Consider the following 25,993-nt stretch of genomic DNA (forward strand, 5'->3'; position numbering starts at 1 on the left):
GAGCACGGCCGCCGCATACGTTCTGGGCCCGTACGTGAGTTCCGAACCAGGACGAGCCGACGAGGGGAAACCCACTTCCATCCGCGTCCACCACAGGACAGGCACTGACCCGCATTGCCTGGTTCGCCCAACTCATGGCCTCCGTGCTCGCATGGGGCTCACCCGGAACCGAGGAGCCAGGCCGCCCCATCTCTCAACGGGGCTTGTCGGCCTGTTTCGAGACTCGCGTCAGAGCCGCCATTGCGGACCATGTGAAGCCCCATGTGAAATGTGAGTAGCCCGAGGGAGCCGGGCTGACCCGCGCTACGCTCAGCGAAGGCACGGCCGGAAGGACGCCCCATGGCTGACCGCAATGACGCTCTTGCCGCACTTGTCGCCGAGGCAGGTTGCACCGAGGCATGGCTAGCGGGCCGTGTCAACGCTCTGGCCGCAGTCGGAGGCGTAGCCCTCACGTACGACTACAGCGCCGTTTACCGCTGGATCGAGAAGGGGCAGAAGCCGCGCAAGGGCGTAGCCCGTTTCGTCGCCGCCGCCTTGAGTGAACGGCTTGGCCGCCGCATCAGCCCCGCCGATTTCGGCATGGGGGATGAGGCTTCGTTGGCCGAGCGCGGACTGACCTACTCCGCTAGCCCACTCGCTACGGTGGAGACGGTTCTTGAGCTCGGGAGAGCAGACGTGAAACGACGCACCTTGATCACCAAGTCCCCCTACCTAGTCGCCGCACTCGCCATCCCCAGTCGAGATTGGCTGTTGGCCACGCTCGACGAACAGCAGGACTCACGCGGCCCCCGCAAGGTGGGCATGCAACAGGTCGAGGGCATCCGGGAGATGTTCCGCCACTTCCAGGAGATGGACGTCATGCGCGGCGGCGGACACGCGCGCATCGCACTCGTCCAGTACATGGACGACTTCGTGATGCCCCTGCTTCGCCAGCCCCACCCGGAAGAAGTCGGCAAGGCCCTCTACGAGGCGGCAAGCGAACAGTGCTACCTCGTGGGCTGGATGGCCTACGACGATGGACAGCACGGACTAGCCGAGCGCTACCTCATCCAGTCCCTTCGCCTTGCCCAGGCGTCCGGGAACGCGCCCCTTGGGGCGCATGTGCTCGCGGGCATGTCCGATCAGGCCAACCTTCTCGGGCACCCCAAGGAAGCGATCTCGCTTGCCAAGGCCGGTCAGCACGCGATCACCGCAGACGACTCGCCCGCCTGTCTCACTGACCTCTACGTGCTGGAAGCCCGTGCTCAGGCAGTAGTCGGCAACGACGACCAGGCAGCCCGAGCAGTCGGCAAGGCTGAAACGCTCTTCGAGCGGATCAAGCACGAGAACGAACCTGAGTGGGCCCGCTTCATCGACCGCGCCTATGTCTTCGGCGAGGCCGCCCACACGTACCGTGACCTAGGGTTCCGCAACCCCAAGTACGCCAAGCGTGGCGAGGAGTTCGCGACCGAATCGCTCAACGAGGCCACGCGACAGCGACGGGCGAGGCGAGGTTCCCTCAGTTACGCCGCCCGCGCCCTCACCCACCTACAGCGCAGCAACGCCGCCCAGGCAGGCCACGAAGCCCTACAGGTTCTCAACCTCGCAGGCCAGATCACTTCCAGCCGCACCCACGAGACGATTCGAGACCTCAGCCACCGGTTCAAGGGATACGAATCCGAGCCCGAGGTTGCCGAGTTCATCGGCCGCGCCCGCACGGAGTTCAACATCGCGGCCTGAGCACCACCCTGAGAAGCCCTCGCGTAAGTCATACGCGAGGGCTTCTTCCTGCCGTCCGAGACCGAGGCGCGCGGACTGCCCGGCAGGCCACTTCACGCGTTCGCGTTACTCGGTGCGCCAGACTGGATCGAGTAGGTCAGGGTCGAACCGCTTGTTGCCCTTGCCAGCGGGATAGACGATCACCGTGTAGAGAGCCGTCCGGATGTAGGCCCGCTTCACCGAAATCGGGAAGCCCCCCTCAGCTTCGGGCAGGTACCAACGCCGCCGCACATCCGCCGCGCCAGTGCTCGCGCGAGCTGCCCGCTTGACCTTGTTCGCCTCATGCTTGTTCTTTTCCGCCCGTAGCCGCTCCAGCTCTTGCTCCAGCTCAGGAAGCAGTTCGAAGAACTTGTTGTTGGTGACCTTCTTCGCCTTCCAGTTGCGTGTCAGTGCGTCCAACTGCTCCTGAACCTCGCGGTACTCGGCTTCCTTCTGCCACTCGCCGACGTCCGAGGCTGCGGTGAAGGAGGCTTCCTCCAGCTTGGCGAGTACCGCTTCCGAGACGAACTCGTCCACGAGGTCACCGCGACGGGACACGCCCGAGCATCCGCCTTCGGCCGAGCTACGGCAGACGTAGGTGTGGTGACCGGCATCGCTCTTGACGTTCACACGGAGCGGTGTGTTGCAGGGCGTGCCGTCCGCCTTCACCCGACCACAGCGCAGGATGCCGGACAGCAGGTAGGCCGGGTCTCGATAGTCCGCCGGGTGTGCTCGGCCGATCTTCATGTCTCGGCCCACGAAGTGTCCCTTGCGCATCTCGAATTTCTCTCGGATGGCGAGCCACTGTTCGGGGCTGATGATCGGCTCCCACTGGCCCACGACCGGAGCACCATCCGGGCTCCGTACCAGTTCGCCGGAGATCTCGCGCCATCCGCAGATGCGAGGGCTTGTCAGCGCCACCTTGAGTGACCGCGAACTCCAGTCGTTGCCCCGTGCCGTCTTGACGCCTGTCGCCTGCCACTCCGTGACGATCGAGTGCAGGGATCTGCCCCGCAAGAAGTCCTTCGCGGCTTGGGCCAGGAGCGCCGATTCCCGAGGGTCAAGAGTCAGCCTGTCGTCCTGCCAGCCGAACGGGCGAGGCCCGCCGACCGGCTTCCCTGCCTCAGCACGAGCCCGATGCGACCGCCTCATCCGGCGTTGCATCTTGCGCACCTCCATCTTGGAGATGACCGCTCCGAACAGCCCCATGCCCTCTACGTCTTCGCTGTAGAGATCCTTCGGGCCGCGCTGGTCAGCGAAGACCCGGTTGTCCTGGTGAGTGAACGCCTCCACGAAGCGTTCGTAGTCGCCAGGCCGCCGCGCTAGGCGATCTTCCGCGAGGATCACCACGCCGTCTACTCGGGTGCCGTCCAGCAGCCGACCGAGCCGCAGCGCCTTCAACATCTCCTCGAAGTCGTCCCGGACGACACCGACCTTTGCCGCCGACCTGTCGTTGTCCGTGAACTCGTGGACCACCGTCCAGCCCAGGCGGGCCGCAGTCTCCCGGTTGACCTTGTGCTGATCTTTGACACCGTGGGCGTCCCGCTTCAGGTCGGCCGAGATGCGCGCGTACGAGACCACGAGGGTAGGAGCATCAGGCGAGGACATGACACCTCCGGTAGGTAACCCGCCTCAAGTTAACTACTAGAACCTCGTCTACCGCGAGGAGGAGCGGGAGATGATCCCGCTCTGCCGGGACCAGGGCGTCGGCGTCCTGCCGTACAGCCCGCTGGCGCGTGGGCTGCTGGCCCGCGAGTCCGGGACGGCGCGGCTCGACGGCGACCCGCTGCTCGACCGGTTCTACGACGAGTCGGACATGGACGTCGTCCGGGTCGTCCGGGAGGTCGCGGCGGAGCGGGACGTCTCCCCCGCTCAGGTCGCACTCGCATGGCTACTCGGTAAGGAAGGTGTCACCGCGCCGATCGTCGGCGCGACCAAGATCAGGCATCTGGACGACGCCGTCGCCGCGACCGAGCTGGAGCTGACCGAGGCGGAGGTCGCGCGCCTGGAGGAGCCTTACAGGCCGCACCCGGTCATCGGTCATTCATGAGGCCGAGGCGGTGCGCGACGGCGGCCGCCTCGGTCCTGGACGAGACCCGCATCTTGGCGAGGATGTTCGAGACGTGCACCCCGGCCGTCCGGCCCGAGATGAACAGGTGCTCGCCGATCTGGCGGTTGCTGCGTCCGAGGGCCACCAGCCGCAGCACCTCGGCCTCGCGCGGTGTCAGGGACAGCGGGGTCTCGGTGGCGAAGGGGGCCGCGCCCAGGGACGTGGTCAGCGCGGTCGCCTCGCCGATCGCGCCCGCGCGCATGAGCGCGTACGCCAACCGGTAGGGATGGTTCAGCGCGCGCCACGCTTCGACCGCGTCCGACCACTCCCCCTCGCCCAGCTCAGCCTGGACGGTCGTCCGGAACGCCGCCTGCAGGGGACCGATCACGGGCAGCCCGGCGGCGAGGTCCCTGATCAGCGGGCGGTGCGTCGTGGTCCGGCGGGCGGCGGTCGCCAGGAGCGGCCAGACCTGCCGGGAGTGCGCCAGGAGATCGGGGGCGGACAGGACGTCCGCGAGCAGCGCGTCCGGGTCGGATGCCACGGCGCATTCGAGTTCCAGCAGGCGCAGCTGGAACATGCGGCCGCGGTAGGTGGCGGCCAGGTTCCGGCGGGCCTCCTCGGCGGCGGAGGCGGCCGCGTCCGCCTTGCCCTCGGCCAGGTCGATCATGCCGAGCGTGGTGAGGGCCAGCGCGCGGAACAGCGGCGGCGGCTCCTGCGCGAGGCACGCCGCGAGGACGGCCCGTGCCTCGGACCAGCGGCCGAGCGCGACCAGCGCCTCAGCGGACATCCCGGTCATCCCGGCGCCCTGGTCGCGCGCGAGGCCGTGCTCGCGGGCGGCCTCGATCCCGGTCCGGGCGCGCTCCCAGGCCTCCTCGTCCCGGCCCATGGCATGCAGGGCGTCCGCCTCGCACATGATCGCGATGCAGAGCGTCGTGCCGTCGTGCATGGCCCGCGCGAGCCGCTCGGCCTCGCCCGTCCGGGCCATCGTCTCGTCCAGGTCGCCCGCCAGCCCCGCGAGAGCGGCCAGCGTCAACTCCGCCCACGCCCGCACCCGCCCGTCCCCGCCCACGCGAACGCGCCCGTCTCCGCCCACGCGAACGCGCCCGTCCCCGCCCACGCGAACGCGCCCGTCCCCGCCCATGCGAACGCGCTCGTCACCTCCACGAACGCGCTCGTCACCTCCACGAACGCGCTGGTCGTCCGCCCGGACGCGCTCGACGCCGTCGGGGTGGACGGGCGCGTCGCCGCCAGGCCCGGCGCGCTCGTGCGCGGTGGGGTTCAGGGTGAGGACGTGGTGGGCGAGGGATCGAGCTTCGGGGTATTCGGACATCAGGAAGAGGCGGTTCGCCAGGGTGGACATCAGGCGGGCGCGTTCCGGGCCGTCCGGAAGCAGGGCGACGCCTTCGCGCAGGTCGGCCAGGCCGTCGTCGCCGAGGCGGTGGGCGAGGGCGCTGCGCAGGTCCAGGAGGAGCGCCCGGCGGCGGGGTGACTCGATCAGGGCCAGGCCCTCGGTCGCGAGTTCGACGCCGCGTTCGGCCTCGCCCGCGTAGAGGCAGGCGGTGACGGCGAGGGAGAGGGCGAGCGAGCGGTCCGCGTCCGGCGGCAGCAGGGACAGGAAGCGTTCGAGCATCCGCAGCTGCTCGGGGTAGGCATGCTGGTCGGCGGCGGCCTGGGCGGCGCGCCAGCAGGCGGCCAGGGCCTCGTCGCGCTCCCCGGCGGCATGCCAGTGCGCGGCGAGCAGCGGCAGGGCGCGGTCGCGCCTGGTCAGCGACGGATCGGCCTGGAGGACGCGCCCGAACCGCAGGTGCAGCCGGGTGCGCTCGCTCGGCAGCAGGTCCTCGTACACCGCCTGCCGGACGAGGTCGTGCGCGAACGCGTGGCAGCCGGCGGACGGGCGGACCAGGACGCGCTGCTCGATCGCGACGCGCAGCGCGGCTTCCAGGTCGGTTTCGGGCAGTCCGGTGACGGCGGCGAGGAGGTCGAACCCGGCCGGTCCCTCGGCCGCCGAGAGGGTCCGGACGACGTCGCGCGAGGCGTCCGGCAGGGCGCGGAAGCCGGTCAGCAGCAGGTCGCGCAGGGGTGTCGGCGTGCTGGACGGCCCGGCGTCCGCGAGCGCCTCGGCGAACAGCGGGTTCCCCTCGCTGCGCCGGACGATCTCGGCGGCGAGCCGTCCGGGCGGGGCGCCGCCGAGCCGGGACGCGACGAGTTCGCGCAGGTCGGCGGCGTCCAGCGGGGCGGGTTCGAGGGTCCGGACGGAGGGCGAGCGGGTGAGGGCGGTCAGCGCCCTCCGGAGCGGATGGCCGTCCGGCACCGGCCGGTACGTGCCGACGATCAGCAGGTTCGCGCCGGTCAGGTTGCGGACGAGGAAGGTCAGCAGGTCGCGGCTGGACGGGTCGGCCCAGTGCAGGTCCTCCAGGACGACGACCAGCGGACGGTCCGCCGCCGCGGCCGCCACCAGCGCCAGGACGTCCTCGAACAGCGCCGTCCGCCCCAGGGACGGGTCGGACACCGGTTCCGGACGCCCGAAAACGGGCAGCCAGCGCGCGAGCCCGCGCCGTCCGCCGCCCGGGACGAGCCGGGAAGCGCGTTCAGGGCCGAGTTCGGCGACCAGCCGCCGCGCGACCGTGACGTGCGGCGCGTAGGGCAGGCCGTCCAGTTCCAGGCAGTCGCCGGAGACCGTGCGGGCACCGGCCGCGTGCCGGGCCGCGAACTCCGCGACCAGCCGCGACTTGCCCAGGCCCGCGTCCCCGGCGACCAGCACGGCCGTGACGCCGGGATCGGCGAACGCCTCCGCGAGCGCCGCCAGCTCGGCCGCCCGTCCGACGAAGACCACCGGCCACCTCCCGATCTAAAGAGCCCTGAACCCGCCGTACGTATTCCGGCAGATGCCGCGGACCTCTTCAGAACGCCACCTTCGAGACAGAAGGCGATCTTAGGAGGATCCGATGAGACTCACCCTGCCGGTGATCCTGTCGGCGACGTTCATGGCCTCGTTCGACTACATGGTCGTGAACGTGGCCGCGCCGTCGCTGCAACGCGACCTGCACGCCGGAGCCGCCGCGCTGGAGCTGGTGATCGGCGGCTACGCGTTCACCTACGCGGCCGGGCTGGTGACGGGCGGGCGGCTCGGCGACCTGTTCGGCCACCGCCGGATGTTCGCGCTCGGCATGGCCGCGTTCACGCTGGCGTCGCTGCTGTGCGGGCTCTCACCAGACGCCGGGACGCTGGTCGCGGCGCGGCTGCTGCAGGGCGTCACGGCCGCCGCGATGGTGCCGCAGGTGCTCGCGCTGATCACGGCGTCGTTCGCGGCGGACGAGCGCGCGCGGGCGATGTCCTGGTTCGGCGTCGTCACCGGCCTCGGCGCGGTCTGCGGCCAGGTGCTCGGCGGCGTCCTGCTCCAGGCCGACCTGCTCGGCCTCGGCTGGCGGACGATCTTCCTCGTGAACGTCCCGGTCGGCGTCCCCGCCGCCCTCCTCGCCACCCGCGTCCTCCCGACCCCCTCTGCCCAACCCGCGCCGCAACCGAACGCACCCGGCCGGCCAAAGCCCGACCCGTCCGAGCCCTCCCAGGCCGCGCCCGCGCGGGCGGCGGCGCGGTTGGACGTGACTGGGGTGGTCGGGGTTTCGGGTGGGGTGGCGTTGGCGTTGGTGCCGCTGGTGTTGGGGCGGGAGGAAGGGTGGCCGGCGTGGGCGTGGGTGTCGCTCGCGGCGAGCGTTCCGGTGCTGGCCGCGACGCTGCTGTGGGAGCGGCGGACGGCGCAGCCCGTCGTCGACCTCACGCTGTTCCGCGCGCGCTCGTTCAGCGTCGGGTCGGCGCTGAACATCGCGTTCATGATGTCGTTCGGCAGCCTGATGCTGGTGAACACGCTGCTGCTCCAGTACGGGTTCGGGCTGAGCCCGGTCCGCGCGGGGCTGGCGTTCGGGCCGCTGGCGCTCGCGACGATGGCGGCGTCCCTCGGCGGGCGGCGGCTGGTGGCGCGGTACGGCCGCCGGGCGCTCACCGCGGGATGCGCGATCACCGCGCTCGGCGTCGCCGGGATCGAGGTCGTCCTGCACGCGGGCGGCGGCGTCGCGGAGTTGCTCGCGCCGCTGGCGCTGCTCGGGCTGGGCAGCGGGCTGACGCTGCCGGGCGTGATCGGCGCGGCGCTGTCGGGGGTGCGTCCGGACCAGGCGGGGGCCGCGTCCGGGCTGCTGAGCACGTTCCAGCAGTTCTCCGGGGCGGCCGGGGTCGCGGCGCTCGGCGCGCTGTTCTTCAGCCTGGCCGGACGGCACGGGCTCGTCGGGGCGGCGCAGTACACGCTGCTCGCCAACCTGGCGCTCACCCTCGCCACGATCCCGCTGACGCTGCTGCTCCCCCGTCCGGACGCCCCGAGGAAGACGGCGAAAAGCCGGTCCGGAACGAGTGTTCTGGACCGGCGTATCTGAGGGGCTCTAGAGCGGCAGCGCCCAGAGCAGCGCCGGGACGGCGACCAGCACCGGGATGGCGAGGGTGGCCGCGAAGCGGATGCGGCGGGGCTGCGGCTCGGGCCGCAGCAGCCGGTTCACCCGGGCGAGGACCGGGATGTCGTCGGCCGCCGCCACGCCGAGCGTGCCGGACGGCGCCGGACCCGGACGGGCCGCCGCGAACCGCAGCAGCGCCGTCGCCAGCTCCTTCGCGGGGCGGTGGCGGCGCGCGCGGTCGTCGGCGGCCATCTCGATCAGCAGCTCGACCGCGTCCAGACATCGTCCGACCAGGCGGATCTGCGGGAAGACCTGGCGGAGCGAGTAGAACGGCAGCAGCACCAGGTCGTGCCGCTCGCGCGCGTGCGCGCGCTCGTGCGCGAGGACGGCGGCCAGCTCCTTGTCGTCGAGCAGCGCCAGCGTCCCGGCGGACACCACGACCTTGGACGAGCGGACGCCCGGAACGCAGTAGGCCGCCGCACCCGGGTGGTCGAGGACCAGCGCGTCGGGGGCGGCGGAGTCGCCGCGGGCGACCAGCGCGAGCAGCGCGCGGTGCCGGCGGCGGGCGCGCACCACGCGGAAGACCGCGGTGGCGAGCATGGTGAGCAGCACGAAGGTCAGCGCGACGGCCGCCAGCAGCGCGGCCATGTGCACGGCGTCGAGCCGGGCGGCGTTGTCGGAGACCATGCTCGGCAGGCCGCTCGCGATGCCGCGCTGGTAGGGCAGCAGGGCGACACCGAGCAGGGTGCCGATCGTGGCGACGCCCCAGCCGAGGCCGAGCGCCTGCCACAGCCCGATCGCGATCCGGGGGGTGCGCCACGTCCAGCGGGCCCTGGACAGCCCGTGCGCGCCGAAGACCGTCGCGAGCGCGACCAGCGCGAGCAGGGCCGAGCCGGTCATGCCGGTGGCTCCAGGGTGACCTCGGCGAGCGCCTGGCGGATGACGTCGATCTCGTCCTGCGAGACCGACCGCACGAAATGCGCCAGCGCGGCGTCGCGGTCCCCGGTCTCGTCCAGCGCGCCCAGCATCAGCTCGGTCACATATCCCTCCCTGCTCGCAACTGGACGGTACCGCCACGCGCGACCGTCCCGCTCACGATCAAGGAATCCCTTCTTGGCCAGCCGGTCCAGCACCGTCATCACGGTGGTGTGCGCGAGGTCGCGCTCACCGGCCAGCGCGCGGCTCACGTCGCGCGCCGTCGCGGGGGCGAGGGACGCCTCCTCGCGCGCCCAGCAGACCTCCATGACGGTGCGTTCAAGCTCTCCGAGACCCTTCACGGCGTCCACTGTAAGCGACGGGTGAGCGAGATCACCACGCGGGGTAGTACTACCGACTTAAGTACTACAGCTCGTAGTACTACATTCAGTCGTATGAGCAGCCTCCAGCTCTTGACCGAGGCGTCCCACGCGACCCTCCTCCCGCACGCGGGCCTCCTGCCGCACGCGGCGCTCGCGCACACCGCGGACTCCCACGGAGCCGCCTCACCGGCCGACTACATGGCCGCACGCCAGCAGATGGCGTTCACCCTGGGCTTCCACATCGTGCTCGCGTCCATCGGGATCGGCCTGCCCGCGATGACGCTGATCGCCGAGTGGCGCTCCCTGCGCACCGCCGACCCCGTCCGGCGGGCGGTGTACGCCGAGCTGGCACGCCGCTGGATGAAGGCGGCGGGCGTGCTGTTCGCCGTCGGCGCGGTGTCCGGGACCGTCCTGTCCTTCGAGATGGGGACGCTCTGGCCGAGGTTCATGGAGCAGTACGGCCAGGTCTTCGGCGCGGCGTTCGCGCTGGAGGGCATCGCCTTCTTCATCGAGGCGATCTTCATGGGCGTCTACCTGTACGGCTGGGACCGGCTGTCCCCGCGCGCGCACTTCCTCACCGGGATCCCGATCGTCGTCGCGGGCCTGCTGTCCGCGTCGTTCGTGCTGACCGTCAACTCCTGGATGAACCAGCCGCGCGGGTTCAGGCTGGTCAACGGCAAGGTGACGGATGTCGACCCGCTCGCGGCGATGTTCAACCCGGCCACGCCCGTCCAGGCGCTGCACCTGATCCTCGCCTCGCTGATGGTCTGCGGGTTCCTCGCCGCGTCGGTGTACGCGGTGGCGCTGCTCCGCGACCGCCGCGCCGGACGCGTCGACCGCTACCACCGGATCGGCTTCGCCATCCCGTTCACGCTCGCGGCGGTCTGCGCGCCGCTCCAGGTGCTCGTCGGCGACATCGCCGTCCGGTTCGTGTACTCGCACCAGCCGGCCAAGTTCGCGGCGATGGAAGGTGTCGACCACACGCAGGCGGGCGCGCCTCTGAAGTTCGCGTTCCTTCAGTTCCCGGACGTCCTGTCGCTGCTGCTGAAGTTCGACCCGCACGCGACGATCCGCGGCATGGACACCGTCCCCGTGGAGAACCGGCCGCCCGCCGAGGTGGTCAAGACGTCCTACGAGATCATGATCGCGATCGGGACGGCGCTGCTCGCGCTGGCCGCCTGGTGGGGCTTCACCTGGTGGCGGAAGCGGCGCGGCGCGGCCGACCTGCGCTGGCAGGGCTGGTTCCTGCGGGTCGCGACGTTCGCGGGCGCGGGCGCGGTGATCGCCATGGAGGCGGGCTGGACGACCACCGAGGTCGGACGGCAGCCCTGGATCGTCTACGGCGTCATGCGCACCGAGGAGGCGATCAACCCCAACCCCGGCCTCCGGTACGGCCTGTACGCCGTGCTCGCCGTCTACACCGTCCTGGCGGTCGCGACGATCAGCGTGCTGCGCCGGATGCGCCGCCGCCCCGTCGCCGTCCCCGCCGACCAGCCGGACCTCGTGGGGAGCGCGCGATGACACACGCGGACATCGCCTTCGGGCTGATCCTGGCCGGGCTGTCGGCCTACCTGCTGTTCGGCGGCGCGGACTTCGGCGCCGGGCTGTGGCACCTGGCGTCCCGGCGCCGGCGCGGCGACCAGGAGGTCATCGAGCACGCCATGGGCCCGGTCTGGGAGGCCAACCACGTCTGGCTGATCTTCGTCCTGGTGATGACCTGGACGGCGTTCCCGCCGGTCTTCGCGGACGTGATGGCCCGGCACTGGGTCCCGCTGTCGCTGGCCGTCCTCGGCATCGTCGCGCGCGGCTCCACGTTCGTGTTCGCCAAGGCCGCGCCCGACCAGCCCTGGCACGCGCCGATCTTCGGCGTCTCGTCGATCCTCACGCCGTACTGCCTCGGCGCGGTCGCGACGACCGTGGCCACCGGCAAGTCGAGCTGGCTGAGCCTCGCCGGGGTCTACGGCGGCGTGCTGACCACGGCGCTCTGCGCCTACCTCGCGGCCGTCTACCTGATCTGGGACGCGCGCCGGATCGGCGACCCGGACATCCTGCTGCACTTCCGCGGCTACGCCCTGCTGTCCGGCGTCGCGGTCGGGCTGTTCGCGCTGCCGGGCGCGGCGGCGCTGGGCGTCCGGTCGCCGCTGATCCTCGTCTCGGCCGCGGCGGGGCTGGTCTCGCTCGTCCTGGTCGTCCGGCGGCGGTACCTGGCCGTGCGGGCGACCGGCGCGCTCGCGGTGGTGAGCGTGCTGTGGGGCGCGGCGTCCATGGCCGACCTCGACCTGGACGGCTCGGTCGCCCAGAACGCCGTGCTGGACGTGGTGTTCGCGGCCCTCGGGGTGGGTGCGCTGATCATCGTCCCGTCGATGACCTGGCTGTACGTCCTCTTCCAGCGCGGACCGGCCGCCAAGACCTGAGCCCGGGTCAGCCGCAGGAGCGCACCGGCTCAGACGAAGGAGCGGCCGGTGCGCATGCGGCGGCGGAAGTCCCAGAGGTAGAGGTTGAAGGGGAACTCGCGGAGCGGCTTCGGCATCGTCCGGTTCGCGAGGGCGATCGCGCGGACGGCCGCGTCGAACGCCTTCTGCTCCCGGTTCGTCCAGCTGAGGCCCAGCTCCTCGCGGAACTCCGGGGGCAGGAACCCGACCGTGAGCAGCCGGTTCCCCGGGCCGACGACGCGCTGGACGGGCTTGGGCAGGAAGTTCGCCTTCGCGAGCCCGCGCAGGTAGGCGCGGGTCTCCGGGGTGCTGCTGATCTGCCGGAGGCCGTCCTGCCAGTACTCCTCGAAGGCCGCGCGGTCGGCGGGCCACATCTCCTCGGGCACCTGGAGGGTCGTCGCGAACCGGCGGCCGTGGTGGTAGAACTCCGCGAGCACGTCGGCGGACGGCTCGCCGTAGAAGCGCCGGTAGACGTCCTCGGTGCCCCAATAGATGCAGGCGGCGACCCACAGTTGCAGCTCGCGGTCGAACGCGTTGTAGCGGACGGGCGCTCCCGGCTCGCTGCGCACCTGCCGGTGCTGCTTGTTGACCTGCTCGCGCATCCAGGCGCGCTCCTCGGCGGTGCCGAGCATGGCGACGACCAGGTAGGTCAGCGTGGTGCGGGTGCGCTTCACCGGGTGCTTGTCGACGCGTCCGGAGTCGACCTTGCTCTCGACCACGCCGACGCCGACCGGCAGCCGGCAGAGCTGCATGATCACGTTCGCGCCGCCCGCCACCAGGGACGGTCCGCTGAGCAGCTCGCGGTAGACCGGCGGGATCGGCTCTTCGGCGGTGTCGGCGGCCGCGTCCCGGTCCGGATCGGGTCCGGCGGGGAGCGGCAGGGCGGCGGCACTGGTCACGGGGGCCTCGCTTCGCACGGGCTGGGCGGTCCCGGTCCAGGGTGCCTTAAGTAAGGACTTACTTGCAAGGTGGCCGGGCTCACACGGCCCGCCCCGCTCCCCCGGCGCGCGCTCCGGCCCGTCCCTACCAGGGGCCATACGGCCCCATGTTGGAGCCGCGGCCGCCGCCGCGCCCCTTGAACGGCTTCACCGCGGGCCGGACGTCCGCCAGGTACACGGCGGCGGCGATGAACGCGGCCACCGGCAGGATGCCGAACAGCACCGCGACCGGGGACGAGCCCTGGAGCGGCAGCACGGCCGCCGCGAGCCCCACCACGGCCGCGACGATGAGGATGATCATCCAGAGCTTCTTGCTCTGCTTGCTCGCCGCGGCGTAGGCGTTCGGCGGCACGGTCAGCGAGTCGATCAGCGCCCACGCCTCCATCACGAACGCGATGAGCAGCAGGATCCAGAAAAAGTAGTCGAGCACACCGAAGCCGGTCACCGACGATCGACGCTCCGTTCCGTCCCGGGCGGCGCCCCCGCGGGCCCCGCGTGTTCGGCGAGTGGACCTCCCACCCTATGCGGCCTGTCCAGCCGGTACCTGGAACGACGAAGGGACCCGGCCGGGTGTTCCCCGGCCGGGCCCCTTCCGCATGCCTGCGTCTCCCGCGCCGCGGTCGCCGTCAGGTCCGTTATGGGACCGGATTCGGAACCGTCGCGAGTACCGCCGCCTGGATCGTCGTCAGGACTCGGACTTGCGGGCGCTCGCGGTGGAGCGGGCCTGCTCGCCCGCGGCCTTCTTCGTCCGGGTGGCCTTGGCCTTGGACGAGCCCTTGCCCTGGTCGCCCGCGGCGACCTCGGCGACGGCCTCGGCGCCCTGGGCGACCTCGGCGGCGGCGCCGTGCACGACCTTCTTGCCGCGCTCGGCCAGCTCGTCCACGAACTCGAAGGCGCGGGTGCCGAAGTGCGTCACGTACGCGACGGCGGCGCCGGGCAGGTCCTTGACCTCGACCTTGTCCTGGATGCGGCCCACGTTCTCGCGCGCCTCGCCGCGGTAGCGGTCGACGTTCTTGCGGACCTCGACCCGGTACTTCGTCACGGCCTCGCGCACCTGGCCCTGGTAGCGGCCCAGGTTCTCGCGCAGCTCACCGCTGTACCTGTCGAGGTTCTCGCGGACCTCGTCCTGGTACTTGGCCGCCGTCTGGCGGGCCTTCCCGACCTGCTCGGGGGCCTCGCGGAGCTTCTCGACCGCGAGGTCGCCCGCGCCGGCGACGGTGTAGACGACCTTGTTCTCGCGGAGGTTGTCGGCAAGCGTCATCGGACCTCATTCCCTTCCTGTGCTGCGGGTGCCTGCTCGTCGTCCCGCCCGTCCGCACCGAACGCGGCGGGGCCGGGGACGACTCCGGCTGCTTCGTTCTCCTTCCGGAACGAGTCGTAGATGTCGAGCAACACCTGCTTCTGGCGCTCCGTGAGGATCAGGTCGGCCCGGACCGCGGCCTGCACGTCGCTCTCCGCCTCGCGGGCTTCGAGAATGCCCGCCTGGACGTACAGCGCCTCGGCGGAGATGCGCAGACCCTTCGCGATCTGCTGCAGGATCTCCGCGCTCGGCTTGCGCAGGCCGCGTTCGATCTGGCTCAGGTACGGGTTGGAGATGCCCGAGACGTCCGCGAGCTGGCGGAGCGAGATCTTCGCCCGCGTCCGCTGCTCCCGGATGTACTCCCCGATGGAGCCGACCTTCGAACTTGCCATGCCTCCACCCTCCGTCAACGTGCTTGCAATTGCAAGCGGGCTGCTAGCACTTTCCCGGTGAGGTCGCTCACAGCCATCATGACCAGCGCCGATGTCGTTCATGCGTGCGCCGTCCCGCCGTTCGCGCTCCTCGTTCACTCGCGCGGCCCCGGCCAGGCGGCGAGCGCCATCTCGACGGCAGGGCGCAGGTCGTCGGCGGTCGCGCCGTCCCCGGCGCGCTGCGAGAGGCCCTGCAGGAGCATGGCGAACAGCTGCGCCACGGCGTCCGCGTCGGTGCCCTCGGGCAGCTCGCCGCGCCCGATCGCCCGGCGCACCTGCTCGGCGAAGTCCGCCACGTTCGCGTTGCGGATGCCGCACAGGTACGTCTCGACCTCGGCGTCCTTCGGCGCGACGTTCGTCGCGGCCCGGATCACCAGGCAGCCCGCCGGATGGGACGGGTCGGTGTAGATCTCCGCGGCCTCCCGCAATGCGCGCGCGAAGGCGCGGTACGCGGTCGGCTCCTCGGCGACCGCGCGGGTCACGAAGGCCGCCGCCTCAGTCCCCTGGTAGCTCTCCACGACCTCCCTGAACAGGGCCTTCTTGTCCCCGAAGGCGGCGTAGAGGCTCGCCGGGCGGATGCCCATGGCCTCGGTCAGGTCGCCGATGGACGTGGCCTCGTAGCCGCGCTGCCAGAACAGCCTGGTGGCGGTGTCGAGCGCGGCGTCGCGGTCGAAGGCGCGGGGACGGCCCCGGCGGGTCTCGGTCATGGCACCAATTCTAGAGCGTCCGCTCAAGAAACTGTGCTACGGTCCTTTCTTGAGCGAACACTCAATAATTTGGAAGGACGTCGCAGACCATGGGCACGAGCACCGCGAGCCGCACGCTGGACGGGAAGTACGCGCTGGTCACCGGGGGCAGCCGGGGCATCGGGCGGGCCATCGCCAAGCGCCTGGCGGCGGACGGCGCGACCGTCGTGCTGACCTACGCGCAGAACGAGCCGGCGGCCGGCGAGGTCGTCCGGGAGATCGAGAAGGACGGCGGGCGCGCGGTCGCGATCCGCTCCGCGCTGGGCCGGCACGGGGACGCGGCCGAGCTCTGGGCCGCCTACGACGAGGCGACCGGCGGGGCGCAGGTCGACGTCATCGTGAACAACGCGGGCATCGGCCGCAGCGCCGACCTGGAGAACCTCACCGAGGACGGTTTCGACGAGGTGTTCGCGGTGAACGTCCGGGCGCCGTTCTTCATCGTCCAGCAGGGCCTGTCGCGGCTGAACGACGGCGGCCGGGTCGTCAACATCTCCAGCGGGCTCGCCCGGCTCGCGATGCCGGAGATCATGGCCTACGGGGCGACGAAGGGCGCGCTGGACAACTTCACCCTGAACCTGGCCCAGCTGCTCGGCCCGCGCGGGATCACGGTGAACTCGGTCAGGCCGGGCATCATCGACACCGACGTCAACGCGTTCTGGCTGCGCGGCGAGGAGAACAAGGCCGCGTGGGACGCGTCCGCCGAGCTGTCGGCGCTCGGCCGCGTCGGGCAGTCCGAGGACGTCGCGGACGTGGTGGCGTTCCTGGCGTCCGACGACTCCCGCTGGGTGACCGGCAGCGTGATCGACGCCACCGGCGGCTCCAAGCTCTGACCTCGAACGGCCCCGGCGGCGCCAAGCCGGGAAGCGGAACGGCCCCGGCTCAGCGCCGGGGCCGTCAGGGCCGCCGGGGGCGGCAGGGCCGTCAGGGCCGCCGGGGGCGGCGGGTCAGGAGACCGCGCTGGACGGGGCCGTCCAGGTGTTGCAGACGGACAGGTCCTGGTTCTTGATGCCCCGGACGACCCAGCCCGCGTAGTGCTTGCCGGAGCCGTGGTCGCGCTTGTCGACGGGCTGGTTCTCGTCGCCGCGGCCCTGGACGTCCAGGACGAGCGCGGTGTACTGGTCCTGCGTCAGCGGCAGGGACGACTTGTTCGCGCCGAGGAACTCGCCCGCGAAGCACTGGGCCTGGAGCTCGATGCGGCGGCTCGCCTCGGCGCGGCCGAGCGGGTCGCTCTGGTCCATGAGGTGGTCGCCGTAGAGCAGGATGCCCGCCCGGTCCTGCACGTGGTGGCCGTACTCGTGCGCGATGACCCGCGCGAACACCGCGAAGTGCGCGACCGACTCGTCCCCGGACGTCTCGATCACGTGCTTCAGCCCGACGTACATGGTGTTGTTCGCCGGGCAGTAGAACGCCGACGAGCCGGGCGCCGGGTAGTTGCCGCAGGGGCTGGTGCCCGGGGTGAGCCAGAACACCCGGTTCGGCGGCGCGAACGACTCGTCGATCTTGCCGAACTGGGCCTTCCAGGTCGCGTCGAGGCAGTCGCTCAGCTGGTTCATGAAGCGCCGCATCGAGTCGGACCCGGTGTCCAGCGCGGGCAGGTGGCAGCTCACCGAGGCGAGCGAACCGGACGTGTACAGCTTGTTGTTCGTCGCGGTCGCGCGGGTCGCGGTCTGCGGCGCGCCGCTGCCGCTGCCCTGGCCACTGGCGGTCACGCCGCCGCCCGTCGACACGCTGGTGTGGTGGGACGACACGGCCGACAGCACCACGATCAGTATCACACCGAGCGCGGCGAACCCGCCGATGACGCCCGCGACCGTCCCGCCCGCGCTGCGCCGCGGCGGACGGCGCGGCGGCATGTACCGGTACGCGACCGGACCGCCCTGCGGGTAGGGCTGCGGACGGTACTGCGGAGGCGGGCCCTGCGGCCTCTGCGGCGGGCCGTATCCCGGCTGCGGGCCGTAGGCGGGACGTGGCTGAGCCCCGTACGGCGGCGGGGGCGGCGCGCCGTGCGGCGGCCCCCCGTAGGGCGGCCCCTGCGGGGGCGGACCGTACGGCGGTTGCCCCGGCCGTCCGGCCGGAGGGGGGTAATGACCAGCCATAGGGGAGAACTATACGGGCGGGCCCGCTACCATTTGCCGCCATGTTGGGTCGCCTGCGGCCATTGGTCGCCTCCCTGCCACTCGCCGCCGTTCTGTCCGCCGCGCTCGCGCTTCCAGCGCAGGCCGCCGCAGGGCGTTCCGCGACGGCCGAGCACGCCTCCGGCGGGACGGCCGCGGCCGCTTCCGGCCCCGCGGCGGCCCTGCGGCTGTCGGACCGCGTCGTCAAGGACGAGGCGGCGATCACGATCGGCAAGGGCGGCACCGCGCACGTCCGCGAGACGATCGTCTACGACTTCACCAGCGCCGGCTTCGACCGGGTCTTCACCACCCGGACGCACTCCAGCGTCACCGAGGACCGGGTCTGGAAGATCGGGAACCTGAAGGCGTCCAGCCCGGACGGCGGGCCGGCGAAGGCCGCGGTCTCCTCGTCCGGGACGACCACGACCGTGAAGCTGACCGGCGGCGCCGCGTCCGGGCAGCACACCGTCCTGCTGGAGTACGACGTGCGCGGCGCGGTCGCGCAGCTCAAGCAGGCCGAGGAGTTCCACTGGACGGCCGTCGGCGGCTGGAAGGTCCCGGTCGGGCAGGCGCGCGCCACGGTGGACGCGCCCGCCATGGTGCAGAACGTCAACTGCTTCGCGGGCGCGCTCGACAGCACGGTCGGCTGCACGCAGTACTACACGAACCACACGCACACGCAGGGCCTGTTCAGCCAGAGCCAGATGCTCCCGGACGACAACCTCACCGTCGTCGTCGGGCTCCCGGCCGGGGCGACCGGCGGGAAGGCGCTGTTCGAGCGGCGGCACACCGCCGCGACCGCGTTCTCGGTGAACGGCGTCACCGCGTCCGCGCTGGGCGCCCTGCTGGTGCTGCTCGTCGGCGGCATCGTCCTGCTCTACATGCTGCGCGGGCGGGACGCCCGAGTCGTCGGCAAGAAGGCCGCCGAGGGCGACCAGGCGCACGTCACCGGCGAGCACTTCGAGCCGCCGAACGGCGTCCGCCCCGGCCAGGTCGGCACGCTGATCGACGAGCAGGCGGACGTGATCGACGTCACCGCCACCATCGTCGACCTCGCCGTCCGCGGCCACCTGCTGATCGAGGAGGACGACCTCGCCGCCACCGGCCGGCTCGACTGGACGCTGCGCCGCCTCCAGCGCCCCGGCGGCGACGCCGACCTGCTGCGCTACGAGAGGATCCTGCTCGGCGCACTGTTCGACGGCCGCGAGGCGGTCAAGCTGTCCGCGCTCGGCGGCACCTTCGCGACGCAGCTCGCCCGCGTCCGCGCGGCGATGTACGACGACGTGGTGGAGCAGGGCTGGTTCGCCCGCCGCCCCGACACCGTCCGGTCCCGCTGGACGATCGCGGGCATGGCCCTCACCGGCCTCGGCATCATCGCCACGGTCGTCCTCGCCGTCACGACCGACCTGGCGCTCGTCGGCCTCGCCGTGATCGTCGCGGGCGCGGCGCTCGCGTACGGCGGCCAGTACATGCCCGCCAAGACCGCGCGTGGCTCCACCGTCCTGGCGCACACCATCGGCTTCCGCGCCTTCCTGGAGCGCGGCGTCCTGCCCGAGGCCGACATGCCGTCCCAGCAGCGGATCGCGCTGTTCTCGCGGTTCCTGCCCTACGCCGTCGTCTTCGACGTCGTGGACCGCTGGGCCCGGACGGTCGAGGACGCCGGAGTGCGGGCCGAAGGCGCCGACAACCTCTACTGGTACGAGGGCCCGGCCGAATGGGACCTCTCCCGCTTCGCCGAGTCCATGCGCACCTTCACGCTCGCGACGTCCGGCTCGATCTCCCAGTCCCGCGGGATGTAGCCGCTCCTTTCCCCTCGCAGGGCCCGCGTCCCCGGGGACGCGGGCCTTGGCGTTTTGCGGGTTCTTGGGCGAAATGGTTGAAGCCTGCGCTCGGGGTAGGGGCCCTGGTGGAGGAGGTGTCACCTGTGCTCGCCATCGCTTTCACCGGCGTCGCCGCCGGCCACCACGTCGGGAACAACTACTGGCTGATCCTCGGCCCGGTCATCATCGGGCTGTCGCTCCTGGTCTGGATCGGCCTGACCCGCTACGCCTCGGGCAAGCGCGTCCGCTCGCAGCGCCTCCGGGGCGGCAGCTCCGACCGGGGGCCGGTCAAGGGCGGCATCATCGAGGGCAGCCCGGCCCAGCGCACCCGCCGCGACCCCGCCGTCCCCGAGGACTACAAGGACCGCGCCCAGCACTGAGTCCAGCGCACGCTTCAGCACCGGCCCGGGTCGCGCCGACCCGGGCCTTCGTGCGCGTTCCCCCCGCCGGTAAGATGTCTGACATCTGACCTGCGGAGGTGGCATGGCCCTCAACCCCGTCCCCAGCGGCTCCACCGTGGACGCCGTGCTGGACCAGCTCCAAGCGGAGATCACCGGCGGCGGCTGGAAGGTCGGCGAGCGGCTGCCCGGCGAGCTGCACCTCGCGGACGAGCTGGGCGTGAGCCGTCCGGCCGTCCGGGAGGCGATCCGCGCGCTCTCGCACATCGGCGTGCTGGAGGTGCGCCGCGGTGACGGGACGTACGTGCGGAGCCGCGTCGATCCCCGTCCCATGCTCACCGGCGTGGCGCGCTCGCGGCTGATCGACGTCTTCGAGGTGCAGCTCGCCTACGACGTCCAGGCCGCCCGGCTGGCCGCCCGCCGCCGCACCGACGCCGACCTCGCCCGCCTGGAACGGCTGCTCGCCGCGCGCGGGGCCGCCGCGGACGAGCGCGAGTTCGGCGAGGCCGACGCGCGCTTCCACCTCGGCGTCGTCGAGGCCGCCAAGAACCCCCTGCTGGTCGAGGCGTACCGGTACTTCGCCGGCCGCCTCGGCGAGGCGATGACCGCGCTCCGCGCCGACGACACCTCCCTGGAGGCCACCCAGGAGGCCCACGGCGCCGTCCTGGCCGCCGTGGCCGCCCGCGACCCCGACGCGGCCGAGCGCGCCGCCCGGACGATCATCGAGCCCACCCTGACCGCGCTGGACGCCCTCGGCGCCCCCGACTCCGGCCCGAAGCCCCCGGAGCCCCCGGAGACCCCGGAGCCCCCGGAGACCCCGGAGACCCACGAGACCGGCATGGAGACCCCCGATGACCTTGCGTGAAGGCTCCGATCCCCCGTCCGCGACGCGAACAGAAGAGATCAGCGAGACACCGAGGGCGACCCCCGCGCCCGAGACCGGGAGCCGCTGGACGGTCGGGGTCGTCGGCGGGCTGGTGCTGATCGTCCTGGTCGCGGTCAACCTGCGGCCCGCGCTGACGGCCGTCGGGCCGCTGGTCGGGGAGATCCGGGGCGACCTGCACCTCTCCGGGACGGCCGCGGGGGCGCTCACGACGCTGCCGCTGATGTTCCTCGGCTCGTACGGGCTGCTGGCGGCGTTCCTGCGGCGCCCGCTCCGTCCCGAGACGCTGCTGGTCGTGGCGATGGTCGCGCTGACCGCGGCGATCGGGCTGCGGATGATCCCGTTCACGGGCGCGCTGTTCGCCGGGTCGCTGGTCGCCGGGATGGCGATCAGCATCGGCAACATCGCGGTGCCCGGGATCATCAAGCGGGACCATCCGCGCTCGATCACCGCCGTGACCGCGCTCTACACGGTCGCGCTCAGCGGCGGCGCGGCGCTCGGGTCCGGGCTGTCGGTGCCGCTGGAGCACGCGACCGGCGGGAGCTGGCGGGTGCCGCTGTCGCTGCTGGTCGTGCCGTCCGTGCTGGCCGCCGTCGCCTGGCTGCCGCGGATGCTGCGCGTCCGCCGGGAGGCGGCCGGGACGGCTCCGGCGGCGGCGCACCGCGACGTGGCGCGGAAGGTGTGGCGGTCGCCGCTGGCCTGGCAGATCACGCTGTTCTTCGGGCTCCAGTCGTCGCTGGCGTACGTCCTGTTCGCCTGGATGCCGACGCTGCTGGCCGACCGGGGGCTGTCGGAGAGCAGCGCGGGCTTCGTGACCGCCGCGTCCAGCCTGATCCAGATCGTCGGGAACATGTGCCTGCCGCTGCTCACCGCGCGGCTGCGCGACCAGCGGCCGATCGCGGTCCTGGTCGGGGTGCTGACGGCGGCCGGGTTCGCCGGGCTGACCTGGGCGCCGCTGGGCGGGATGTGGCTGTTCGTCGCCGTCCTCGGGCTCGGCCAGGGCGCGTCGTTCGCGCTGGCCCTGTCGATGATCGGGCTGCGCTCCCCGGACGCGGCGACCGCAGCCCAGCTGTCCGGGATGGTGCAGGGCGTCGGCTACCTGATCTCCGCGCTCGGGCCGCTGCTGATCGGCGCGCTGCACGACGCGACCTCGGGCTGGACGGTCCCGGTGGCGCTGGTGGTCGCGATCGCGCTGCTGGAGATCGTCCCGGGTCTGGGCGCGGGCCGGGGACGCGTCCTCGACTGACCCCCGGCACGCAGGCGATTCTGGAACGTTCCAGAACGGCGCGAGAGCCAGGGTGGCCCCGGGAAGGGCCACCCTGGCTTCCGCGTGGGCTCAGAACAGGTTCGGGGTGGCGCGGATCTCGCCGACGACCGCCTCGCCGCCGTACAGCCGGACGGTCGCCAGCTCGTCCAGCACGGACGGGTCGGCGGGCTCGACGCCCAGCGCGCGCAGCAGCGCCACGGTGACCGGCGTCCGGGCCCGCATGGACCCGTCGTCGACCTTGATCGCTCCGGCGCGCCCGTCCGCGAAGGCGAAGGCGTCCACACCCTCCGCGCCGCACTTGACCAGCAAGCCCGGGACGGCCTCCATCAGGCGGCGCTCCTCGCGCCGGGTCCCGGACGTCCAGGCGGGGTGGGCGCGCATCGCGTCGGCGACCTTGCGCTCCGGCGTGCCCGGGTCGGCCGTCACCAGCGCCCGGAACGCCCGCGCGACACCGGTCGCCGACAGCGCGAACAGCGGCGCGCCGCAGCCGTCCACGCCGACCGCCGCGACCTTCTCCCCCGCCAGGCGCTCGACCGCCTCGCGCGAGGCGACCTGGAGCGGGTGCGACGGGTCGAGGTAGTCGTCGGTGGACCATCCGGCGGCGACGCAGGTGGCGAGCATCGCGGCGTGCTTGCCGGAGCAGTTCATCCGCAGCCGGGACCGGCCCGCGCCGCGCCGGGCCACGTCCAGCGCGACCGCCTCGTCCAGGGGCCACTGCGCCGGGCACTGCAGCGCCTCGGCCGTCAGTCCGACGGCGGCGAGGATCTGCTCGGCGCCCTCGACGTGGAAGTCCTCGCCGGAGTGGCTGCCCGCCGCGATCGCCAGCAGCTCGCCGTCGAGCGGCAGCCCCGAGCGGACCATCGCGACCGCCTGCATCGGCTTGTTGGCCGACCGCGGGAAGATCGGCTCGTCCGGGACGCCGGCGCGCACCGCGGTCGTCCCGTCGGCCGCCAGCCCCACCGCGCTGCCGCGGTGCCGCGACTCCACGAAGCCGGAGCGCTCCACTTCGACCAGGACAGGCGTGGACACCATCGTCACAACAACCCCCACAATTAAGACAGTTCACCCCCACTCATACCCGAACACCCCCACCACCCGGACCAGGTGGTGGGGGTGTTCGGCTCTCGTGGATCAGGCGATGCCGAGGAAGGTGCGCGCCTCCGCCGCGGTCATCGGGGGGCGCTGGGCGTGCCGGGCCAGCTCGGCGGCGCGCTCGACCAGCTCCGCGTTCGCCGTCACGGGCCGCCCCTTGGCGAAGGTGAGCGTGTCCTCCATGCCGACGCGCAGGTGCCCGCCGGCGGAGAGCGCCGCGAACATGACCGGCAGGGACGTGCGGCCGACGCCCGTCGCCGACCAGGACGCGCCCTCGGGCAGCGCCTCGACCGCGGCGACCAGCGTCCGCGCGTCGCCGGGCATCCCGCCGGGGACGCCCATGACCAGGTCGCAGTGGACGTGCCCGCCGAACGGCGCGCCGTACTTGTCCAGCAGGCGGTGCAGGGACGCGATGTGCCCGAGGTCGAACAGCTCGAACTCCGGGACCACCCCCTGCGCCTGCGTCCGCTGGTACAGCTCCGCCATGAACGGCCAGGGGTTCATGAACACGTCGTCGCCGAAGTTGACCGTCCCGCAGGTCAGCGAGCACCCGTCCGGCTCGGCGTCCAGGACGCGCAGCCGGTTCTCGTACGGGTCGGTCACCGCGCCGCCCGTGGACAGCTGGACGATCAGGCCGGTGCTCTCCCGGAGCGCCTGGACCGTGTCGCGCAGCCGCGCGAGGTCCAGCGTCGGCCGCGCGTCGTCGTCGCGGATGTGCACGTGGATGACGGCGGCTCCGGCCGCCTCGCATTCCTTGGCCGTCTGTACCAGCTCGTCCAGGGTGACGGGAAGTGCCGGGACGTCGGCCTTCGCCGACTCCGCCCCGGTCGGGGCCACCGTGATGAGCGTCATTGCTCCCATGCAGGCAGAATGGCGTGTCATGCGTGCGGTAGTCCAGAGGGTGAGCAGGGCGAGCGTGACCGTCGGGGGACGCGTCGCCGGGGAGATCGACGGGCCGGGCCTCCTGGTCCTGGTCGGCGTGACCCACGACGACACGCCGGAGAAGGCCGCGAAACTCGCCGCCAAGCTGTGGGGGCTGCGGATCCTGGAGGACGAGAAGTCCTGTTCCGACCTGGGCGCGCCGCTTCTGGTGGTGAGCCAGTTCACGCTCTACGGTGACGCCCGCAAGGGCCGCCGCCCGACGTGGACCGCCGCCGCGCCCGGCCCGATGGCCGAACCGCTGGTGGAGGCCGTGGTCACCGAGCTGCGCGCCTTGGGCGCCAAGGTCGAGACGGGCGTCTTCGGCGCCGACATGAAGGTCGAGCTGGTCAACGACGGCCCGATCACGGTGATCCTGGAGTACTGACGCGTGCTCTGGGGGCGTCAGGCGCCGAAGCCGTAGATCATGCCGGCGAGGGCGATGACCGTGCCGGCGCCCGCGAGGCTCAGGCAGACCTGGTCGGCCTGGGCGAGGCGGGAGCGGGCGGCGCGGGAGTGGACGAGCACCCGGTCGTCCCGTCCGGGCGCGTTCCTCGGGGCGGTGTCGCGGGCCGGGCGGCGCACGCCGAGCAGCCGCATGATCCCCTCGTTCTTGTACGCCTGGTGATCCCGGCCGCACGCGAACGGGCGGCCCCGCACCGGCTCGCGGCACGGGTAGCCCTGCTCGGTCATCACCCGGCACACGGTCGGGATCAGCAGGAACTCGTACAGGCACCACGCGGCCAGGACGAGGAGCGCGAGCCGCCACGAGCCGGCCAGCCAGGCCAGCAGCGCCAGCACCGCGAACCCCGTCCACCACACGGCGGGGTGCTCCCGCTTGGGACGCCGCCGCCGCGGCCCGCGCCCGCCCACCCAGAGGTCGCCGTCCTCGGGCGCACGGCTCGGGGGGTACTCGTCTCCCGGAGTTCCGGCCACGGGCGGACCACCTCCTTGGGGAGGCGGTGGCCCCTCGGACGGCCACCGCTCCCGTGAGGACGATTCTGCCCCTCTGGCCAGGTTTCTACGCGCCTTTCGGCATGCCCGGCACGCGCGCGACGGCGCGGTCCCGGTGCGGTGGGGCGCGGGGTGGCGCGGCGCGGCGGCTAGGCGCGGTCGGCGGCGGTGCGGCGCAGCTCGATCTTGGCGTTGGCGCCGGTGTCCGGCGGGACGACGACCTCCTGCGCCGCGGCCACGCCGCCGGCGGTGAGCTCGACGTCGACGGGGGTGTTGCGCTTCACCAGGGCCAGCGCGATGGGGCCGAGCTCGTGGTGGCGCGCGGACGTCCCGACGAAGCCGATCTGGCGGCCGCCGGGGATCTCGACCGGGTCGCCGGCGGCCGGGAGGCGGTCGGCGTGGCCGTCCAGGTGCAGGAAGACCAGGCGGCGCGGCGGGCGCCCCAGGTTCTCGACCCGCGCGACGGTCTCCTGCCCGCGGTAGCAGCCCTTGTTCAGGTGGACGGCCGTCCCGATCACGCCGATCTCGTGCGGGATCGTCCGGTGGTCGGTGTCCAGGCCGAAGCGGGCGACGTGCGCGGCGATCCGCAGCGCCTCGTAGGCCCACAGGCCCGCCGGGGGCAGGTCGCCCTCGCCCAGCTCGGCGCGCGGGACGATCCGGGTGGTCAGGCCCGCGACGTCCGGGAAAGAGACGCCCTCGGACGCGGCGTCGCCGGACGGGCCGGTGATCACGGCGTACCGGTCCGAGACGTCCTCCACCTCAACGCGCAGGAAGAAGCGCATCCGGTTGAGGAACTCGGCGAGCGCGGGCGCGGTGCCCGGCTCGACGTGGATCCACACGGCCTCGCCGTCGTCCACCAGGTGCAGGTGGTGCTCGATGTGGCCGTTGACCGTCAGCAGCAGCGCCTGGGTCGCGACACCGGGCTCCAGCGCGTCCAGGTGCTGGCTGAGCAGGCTGTGCAGCCAGGACAGCCGGTCCGGCCCGGAGACCTTCAGGACGCCGCGGTTGCTGCGGTCGACGAACGCCTTACCCGCTTCGAGCAGCCGTTGTTCGCGGACCGGGTCCCCGTAGTGCGCGGCGATCTCCTGGTCGGGCGCGTCGGCGGCGACGGCCCCGTGCAGCTTCAACAGCGGGCTCTCCATGCCGCCCAGACTATTCGCCCGGACGGCCCGCCTA

General features: G+C 72.5%; 24 protein-coding genes and 1 pseudogene. 11 read left to right on the plus strand and 14 right to left on the minus strand.

The annotated features are described in order from the left end of the window. Positions 1–339 precede the first annotated feature (339 nt). Positions 340–1,719: an NsdA family TPR-like regulatory protein gene (locus FHU30_RS12790; RefSeq protein WP_253875197.1), complete on the plus strand. Its 1,380-nt coding sequence runs from the start codon at positions 340–342 to the stop codon at positions 1,717–1,719. A 105-nt stretch (positions 1,720–1,824) separates the two neighbouring features. Here the strand turns inward: FHU30_RS12790 and FHU30_RS12795 are convergent, their stop codons facing one another. Continuing rightward, entirely contained in the window at positions 1,825–3,318 is a 1,494-nt protein-coding gene (locus FHU30_RS12795; protein ID WP_253875198.1) for a recombinase family protein, read from the minus strand. Between the two features lie 85 nt (positions 3,319–3,403). Between FHU30_RS12795 and FHU30_RS12800 the strand changes: the two are divergent. Continuing rightward, positions 3,404–3,787, plus strand: a pseudogene (locus tag FHU30_RS12800) (aldo/keto reductase); the annotation flags it as partial. On the opposite strand, the gene FHU30_RS47020 reads toward FHU30_RS12800, so the two are convergent. Further along, positions 3,771–6,620 carry a helix-turn-helix transcriptional regulator gene (locus FHU30_RS47020; protein ID WP_253875200.1) on the minus strand — a complete coding sequence of 950 codons (2,850 nt, stop codon included), beginning with the start codon at positions 6,618–6,620 and terminating at the stop codon, positions 3,771–3,773. The pseudogene FHU30_RS12800 and the gene FHU30_RS47020 sit on opposite strands and share 17 nt — an antisense overlap. A 112-nt stretch (positions 6,621–6,732) precedes the next feature. On the opposite strand from FHU30_RS47020, the gene FHU30_RS12810 reads away from it, so the two are divergent. Beyond that, entirely contained in the window at positions 6,733–8,211 is a 1,479-nt protein-coding gene (locus FHU30_RS12810; protein ID WP_253875201.1) for an MFS transporter, read from the plus strand. Positions 8,212–8,217: 6 nt separating this feature from the next. Here the strand turns inward: FHU30_RS12810 and FHU30_RS12815 are convergent, their stop codons facing one another. After that, complete coding sequence (locus tag FHU30_RS12815) at positions 8,218–9,126, minus strand: M56 family metallopeptidase (RefSeq protein WP_253875202.1); 909 nt, start codon at positions 9,124–9,126, stop codon at positions 8,218–8,220. Beyond that, the gene (locus FHU30_RS12820) at positions 9,123–9,503 is read right to left on the minus strand and encodes a BlaI/MecI/CopY family transcriptional regulator (RefSeq protein ID WP_308211282.1); all 381 of its coding nucleotides are present in this window, start codon (positions 9,501–9,503) and stop codon (positions 9,123–9,125) included. The genes FHU30_RS12815 and FHU30_RS12820 overlap by 4 nt, the downstream gene beginning before the upstream one ends. Before the next feature lie 93 nt (positions 9,504–9,596). On the opposite strand from FHU30_RS12820, the gene FHU30_RS12825 reads away from it, so the two are divergent. Further along, complete coding sequence (locus tag FHU30_RS12825; protein WP_253875203.1) at positions 9,597–11,045, plus strand: cytochrome ubiquinol oxidase subunit I; 1,449 nt, start codon at positions 9,597–9,599, stop codon at positions 11,043–11,045. Continuing rightward, entirely contained in the window at positions 11,042–11,938 is an 897-nt protein-coding gene (locus tag FHU30_RS12830; protein ID WP_253875205.1) for a cytochrome d ubiquinol oxidase subunit II, read from the plus strand. The genes FHU30_RS12825 and FHU30_RS12830 overlap by 4 nt, the downstream gene beginning before the upstream one ends. Positions 11,939–11,967: 29 nt before the next feature. Here the strand turns inward: FHU30_RS12830 and FHU30_RS12835 are convergent, their stop codons facing one another. From FHU30_RS12835 to FHU30_RS12855, 5 genes are all read right to left on the minus strand, one after another. Beyond that, entirely contained in the window at positions 11,968–12,855 is an 888-nt protein-coding gene (locus tag FHU30_RS12835) for an oxygenase MpaB family protein (protein ID WP_253875208.1), read from the minus strand. Positions 12,856–12,979: 124 nt separating this feature from the next. Next, the gene (locus FHU30_RS12840; protein ID WP_253875210.1) at positions 12,980–13,339 is read right to left on the minus strand and encodes a DUF2516 family protein; all 360 of its coding nucleotides are present in this window, start codon (positions 13,337–13,339) and stop codon (positions 12,980–12,982) included. Between the two features lie 240 nt (positions 13,340–13,579). After that, positions 13,580–14,155 carry a hypothetical protein gene (locus FHU30_RS12845; protein ID WP_253875211.1) on the minus strand — a complete coding sequence of 192 codons (576 nt, stop codon included), beginning with the start codon at positions 14,153–14,155 and terminating at the stop codon, positions 13,580–13,582. Next, positions 14,152–14,586, minus strand: a complete 435-nt coding sequence (locus FHU30_RS12850; protein WP_253875213.1) for a helix-turn-helix domain-containing protein — start codon at positions 14,584–14,586, stop codon at positions 14,152–14,154. The genes FHU30_RS12845 and FHU30_RS12850 overlap by 4 nt, the downstream gene beginning before the upstream one ends. Positions 14,587–14,720: 134 nt before the next feature. Next, positions 14,721–15,332, minus strand: a complete 612-nt coding sequence (locus tag FHU30_RS12855; protein ID WP_253875216.1) for a TetR/AcrR family transcriptional regulator — start codon at positions 15,330–15,332, stop codon at positions 14,721–14,723. Between the two features lie 89 nt (positions 15,333–15,421). Between FHU30_RS12855 and FHU30_RS12860 the strand changes: the two genes are divergently transcribed. Next, positions 15,422–16,201 carry an SDR family oxidoreductase gene (locus FHU30_RS12860; protein ID WP_253875218.1) on the plus strand — a complete coding sequence of 260 codons (780 nt, stop codon included), beginning with the start codon at positions 15,422–15,424 and terminating at the stop codon, positions 16,199–16,201. 114 nt (positions 16,202–16,315) lie between these two features. On the opposite strand, the gene FHU30_RS12865 is transcribed toward FHU30_RS12860, so the two are convergent. Continuing rightward, positions 16,316–17,467, minus strand: coding sequence for a neutral zinc metallopeptidase (locus FHU30_RS12865; protein WP_253875220.1), 1,152 nt, complete (start codon positions 17,465–17,467; stop codon positions 16,316–16,318). Positions 17,468–17,508: 41 nt separating this feature from the next. Between FHU30_RS12865 and FHU30_RS12870 the strand changes: the two genes are divergently transcribed. The 4 genes from FHU30_RS12870 (at position 17,509) to FHU30_RS12885 (ending at position 21,832) form a co-directional block, all read left to right on the plus strand. Next, a complete protein-coding gene (locus tag FHU30_RS12870) occupies positions 17,509–19,284 on the plus strand; it encodes a DUF2207 domain-containing protein (protein WP_253875222.1) in 1,776 nt (591 codons plus the stop codon). Positions 19,285–19,409: 125 nt separating this feature from the next. Further along, complete coding sequence (locus tag FHU30_RS12875; RefSeq protein ID WP_253875224.1) at positions 19,410–19,685, plus strand: hypothetical protein; 276 nt, start codon at positions 19,410–19,412, stop codon at positions 19,683–19,685. Between the two features lie 103 nt (positions 19,686–19,788). After that, positions 19,789–20,568, plus strand: coding sequence for a FadR/GntR family transcriptional regulator (locus FHU30_RS12880; protein ID WP_253875226.1), 780 nt, complete (start codon positions 19,789–19,791; stop codon positions 20,566–20,568). Continuing rightward, positions 20,555–21,832 (plus strand): CynX/NimT family MFS transporter, encoded by a 1,278-nt coding sequence (locus tag FHU30_RS12885; protein WP_253875228.1) that lies wholly within the window; start codon positions 20,555–20,557, stop codon positions 21,830–21,832. The genes FHU30_RS12880 and FHU30_RS12885 overlap by 14 nt, the downstream gene beginning before the upstream one ends. A 90-nt stretch (positions 21,833–21,922) precedes the next feature. Here FHU30_RS12885 and FHU30_RS12890 read toward each other — a convergent pair whose 3' ends face one another. Both FHU30_RS12890 and FHU30_RS12895 read right to left on the minus strand, forming a co-directional pair. Further along, positions 21,923–22,885 (minus strand): asparaginase, encoded by a 963-nt coding sequence (locus FHU30_RS12890; RefSeq protein ID WP_253875230.1) that lies wholly within the window; start codon positions 22,883–22,885, stop codon positions 21,923–21,925. A gap of 99 nt (positions 22,886–22,984) precedes the next feature. Continuing rightward, positions 22,985–23,806 (minus strand): beta-keto acid cleavage family enzyme, encoded by an 822-nt coding sequence (locus tag FHU30_RS12895; protein ID WP_253875232.1) that lies wholly within the window; start codon positions 23,804–23,806, stop codon positions 22,985–22,987. Positions 23,807–23,825: 19 nt separating this feature from the next. Between FHU30_RS12895 and dtd the strand changes: the two genes are divergently transcribed. Continuing rightward, on the plus strand, positions 23,826–24,251 hold the full coding sequence (gene dtd, locus FHU30_RS12900) for a D-aminoacyl-tRNA deacylase (RefSeq protein WP_253875234.1): 426 nt from the start codon (positions 23,826–23,828) through the stop codon (positions 24,249–24,251). A gap of 17 nt (positions 24,252–24,268) precedes the next feature. Here the strand turns inward: dtd and FHU30_RS12905 are convergent, their stop codons facing one another. Continuing rightward, positions 24,269–24,799 (minus strand): hypothetical protein, encoded by a 531-nt coding sequence (locus tag FHU30_RS12905; protein ID WP_253875236.1) that lies wholly within the window; start codon positions 24,797–24,799, stop codon positions 24,269–24,271. A gap of 167 nt (positions 24,800–24,966) precedes the next feature. Then, a complete protein-coding gene (gene ygfZ, locus FHU30_RS12910; RefSeq protein WP_253875238.1) occupies positions 24,967–25,959 on the minus strand; it encodes a CAF17-like 4Fe-4S cluster assembly/insertion protein YgfZ in 993 nt (330 codons plus the stop codon). Between the last annotated feature and the right edge of the window lie 34 nt (positions 25,960–25,993).

It is taken from the genome of Actinomadura rupiterrae, from assembly GCF_024172125.1.
GTDB lineage: Bacteria > Actinomycetota > Actinomycetes > Streptosporangiales > Streptosporangiaceae > Spirillospora > Spirillospora rupiterrae.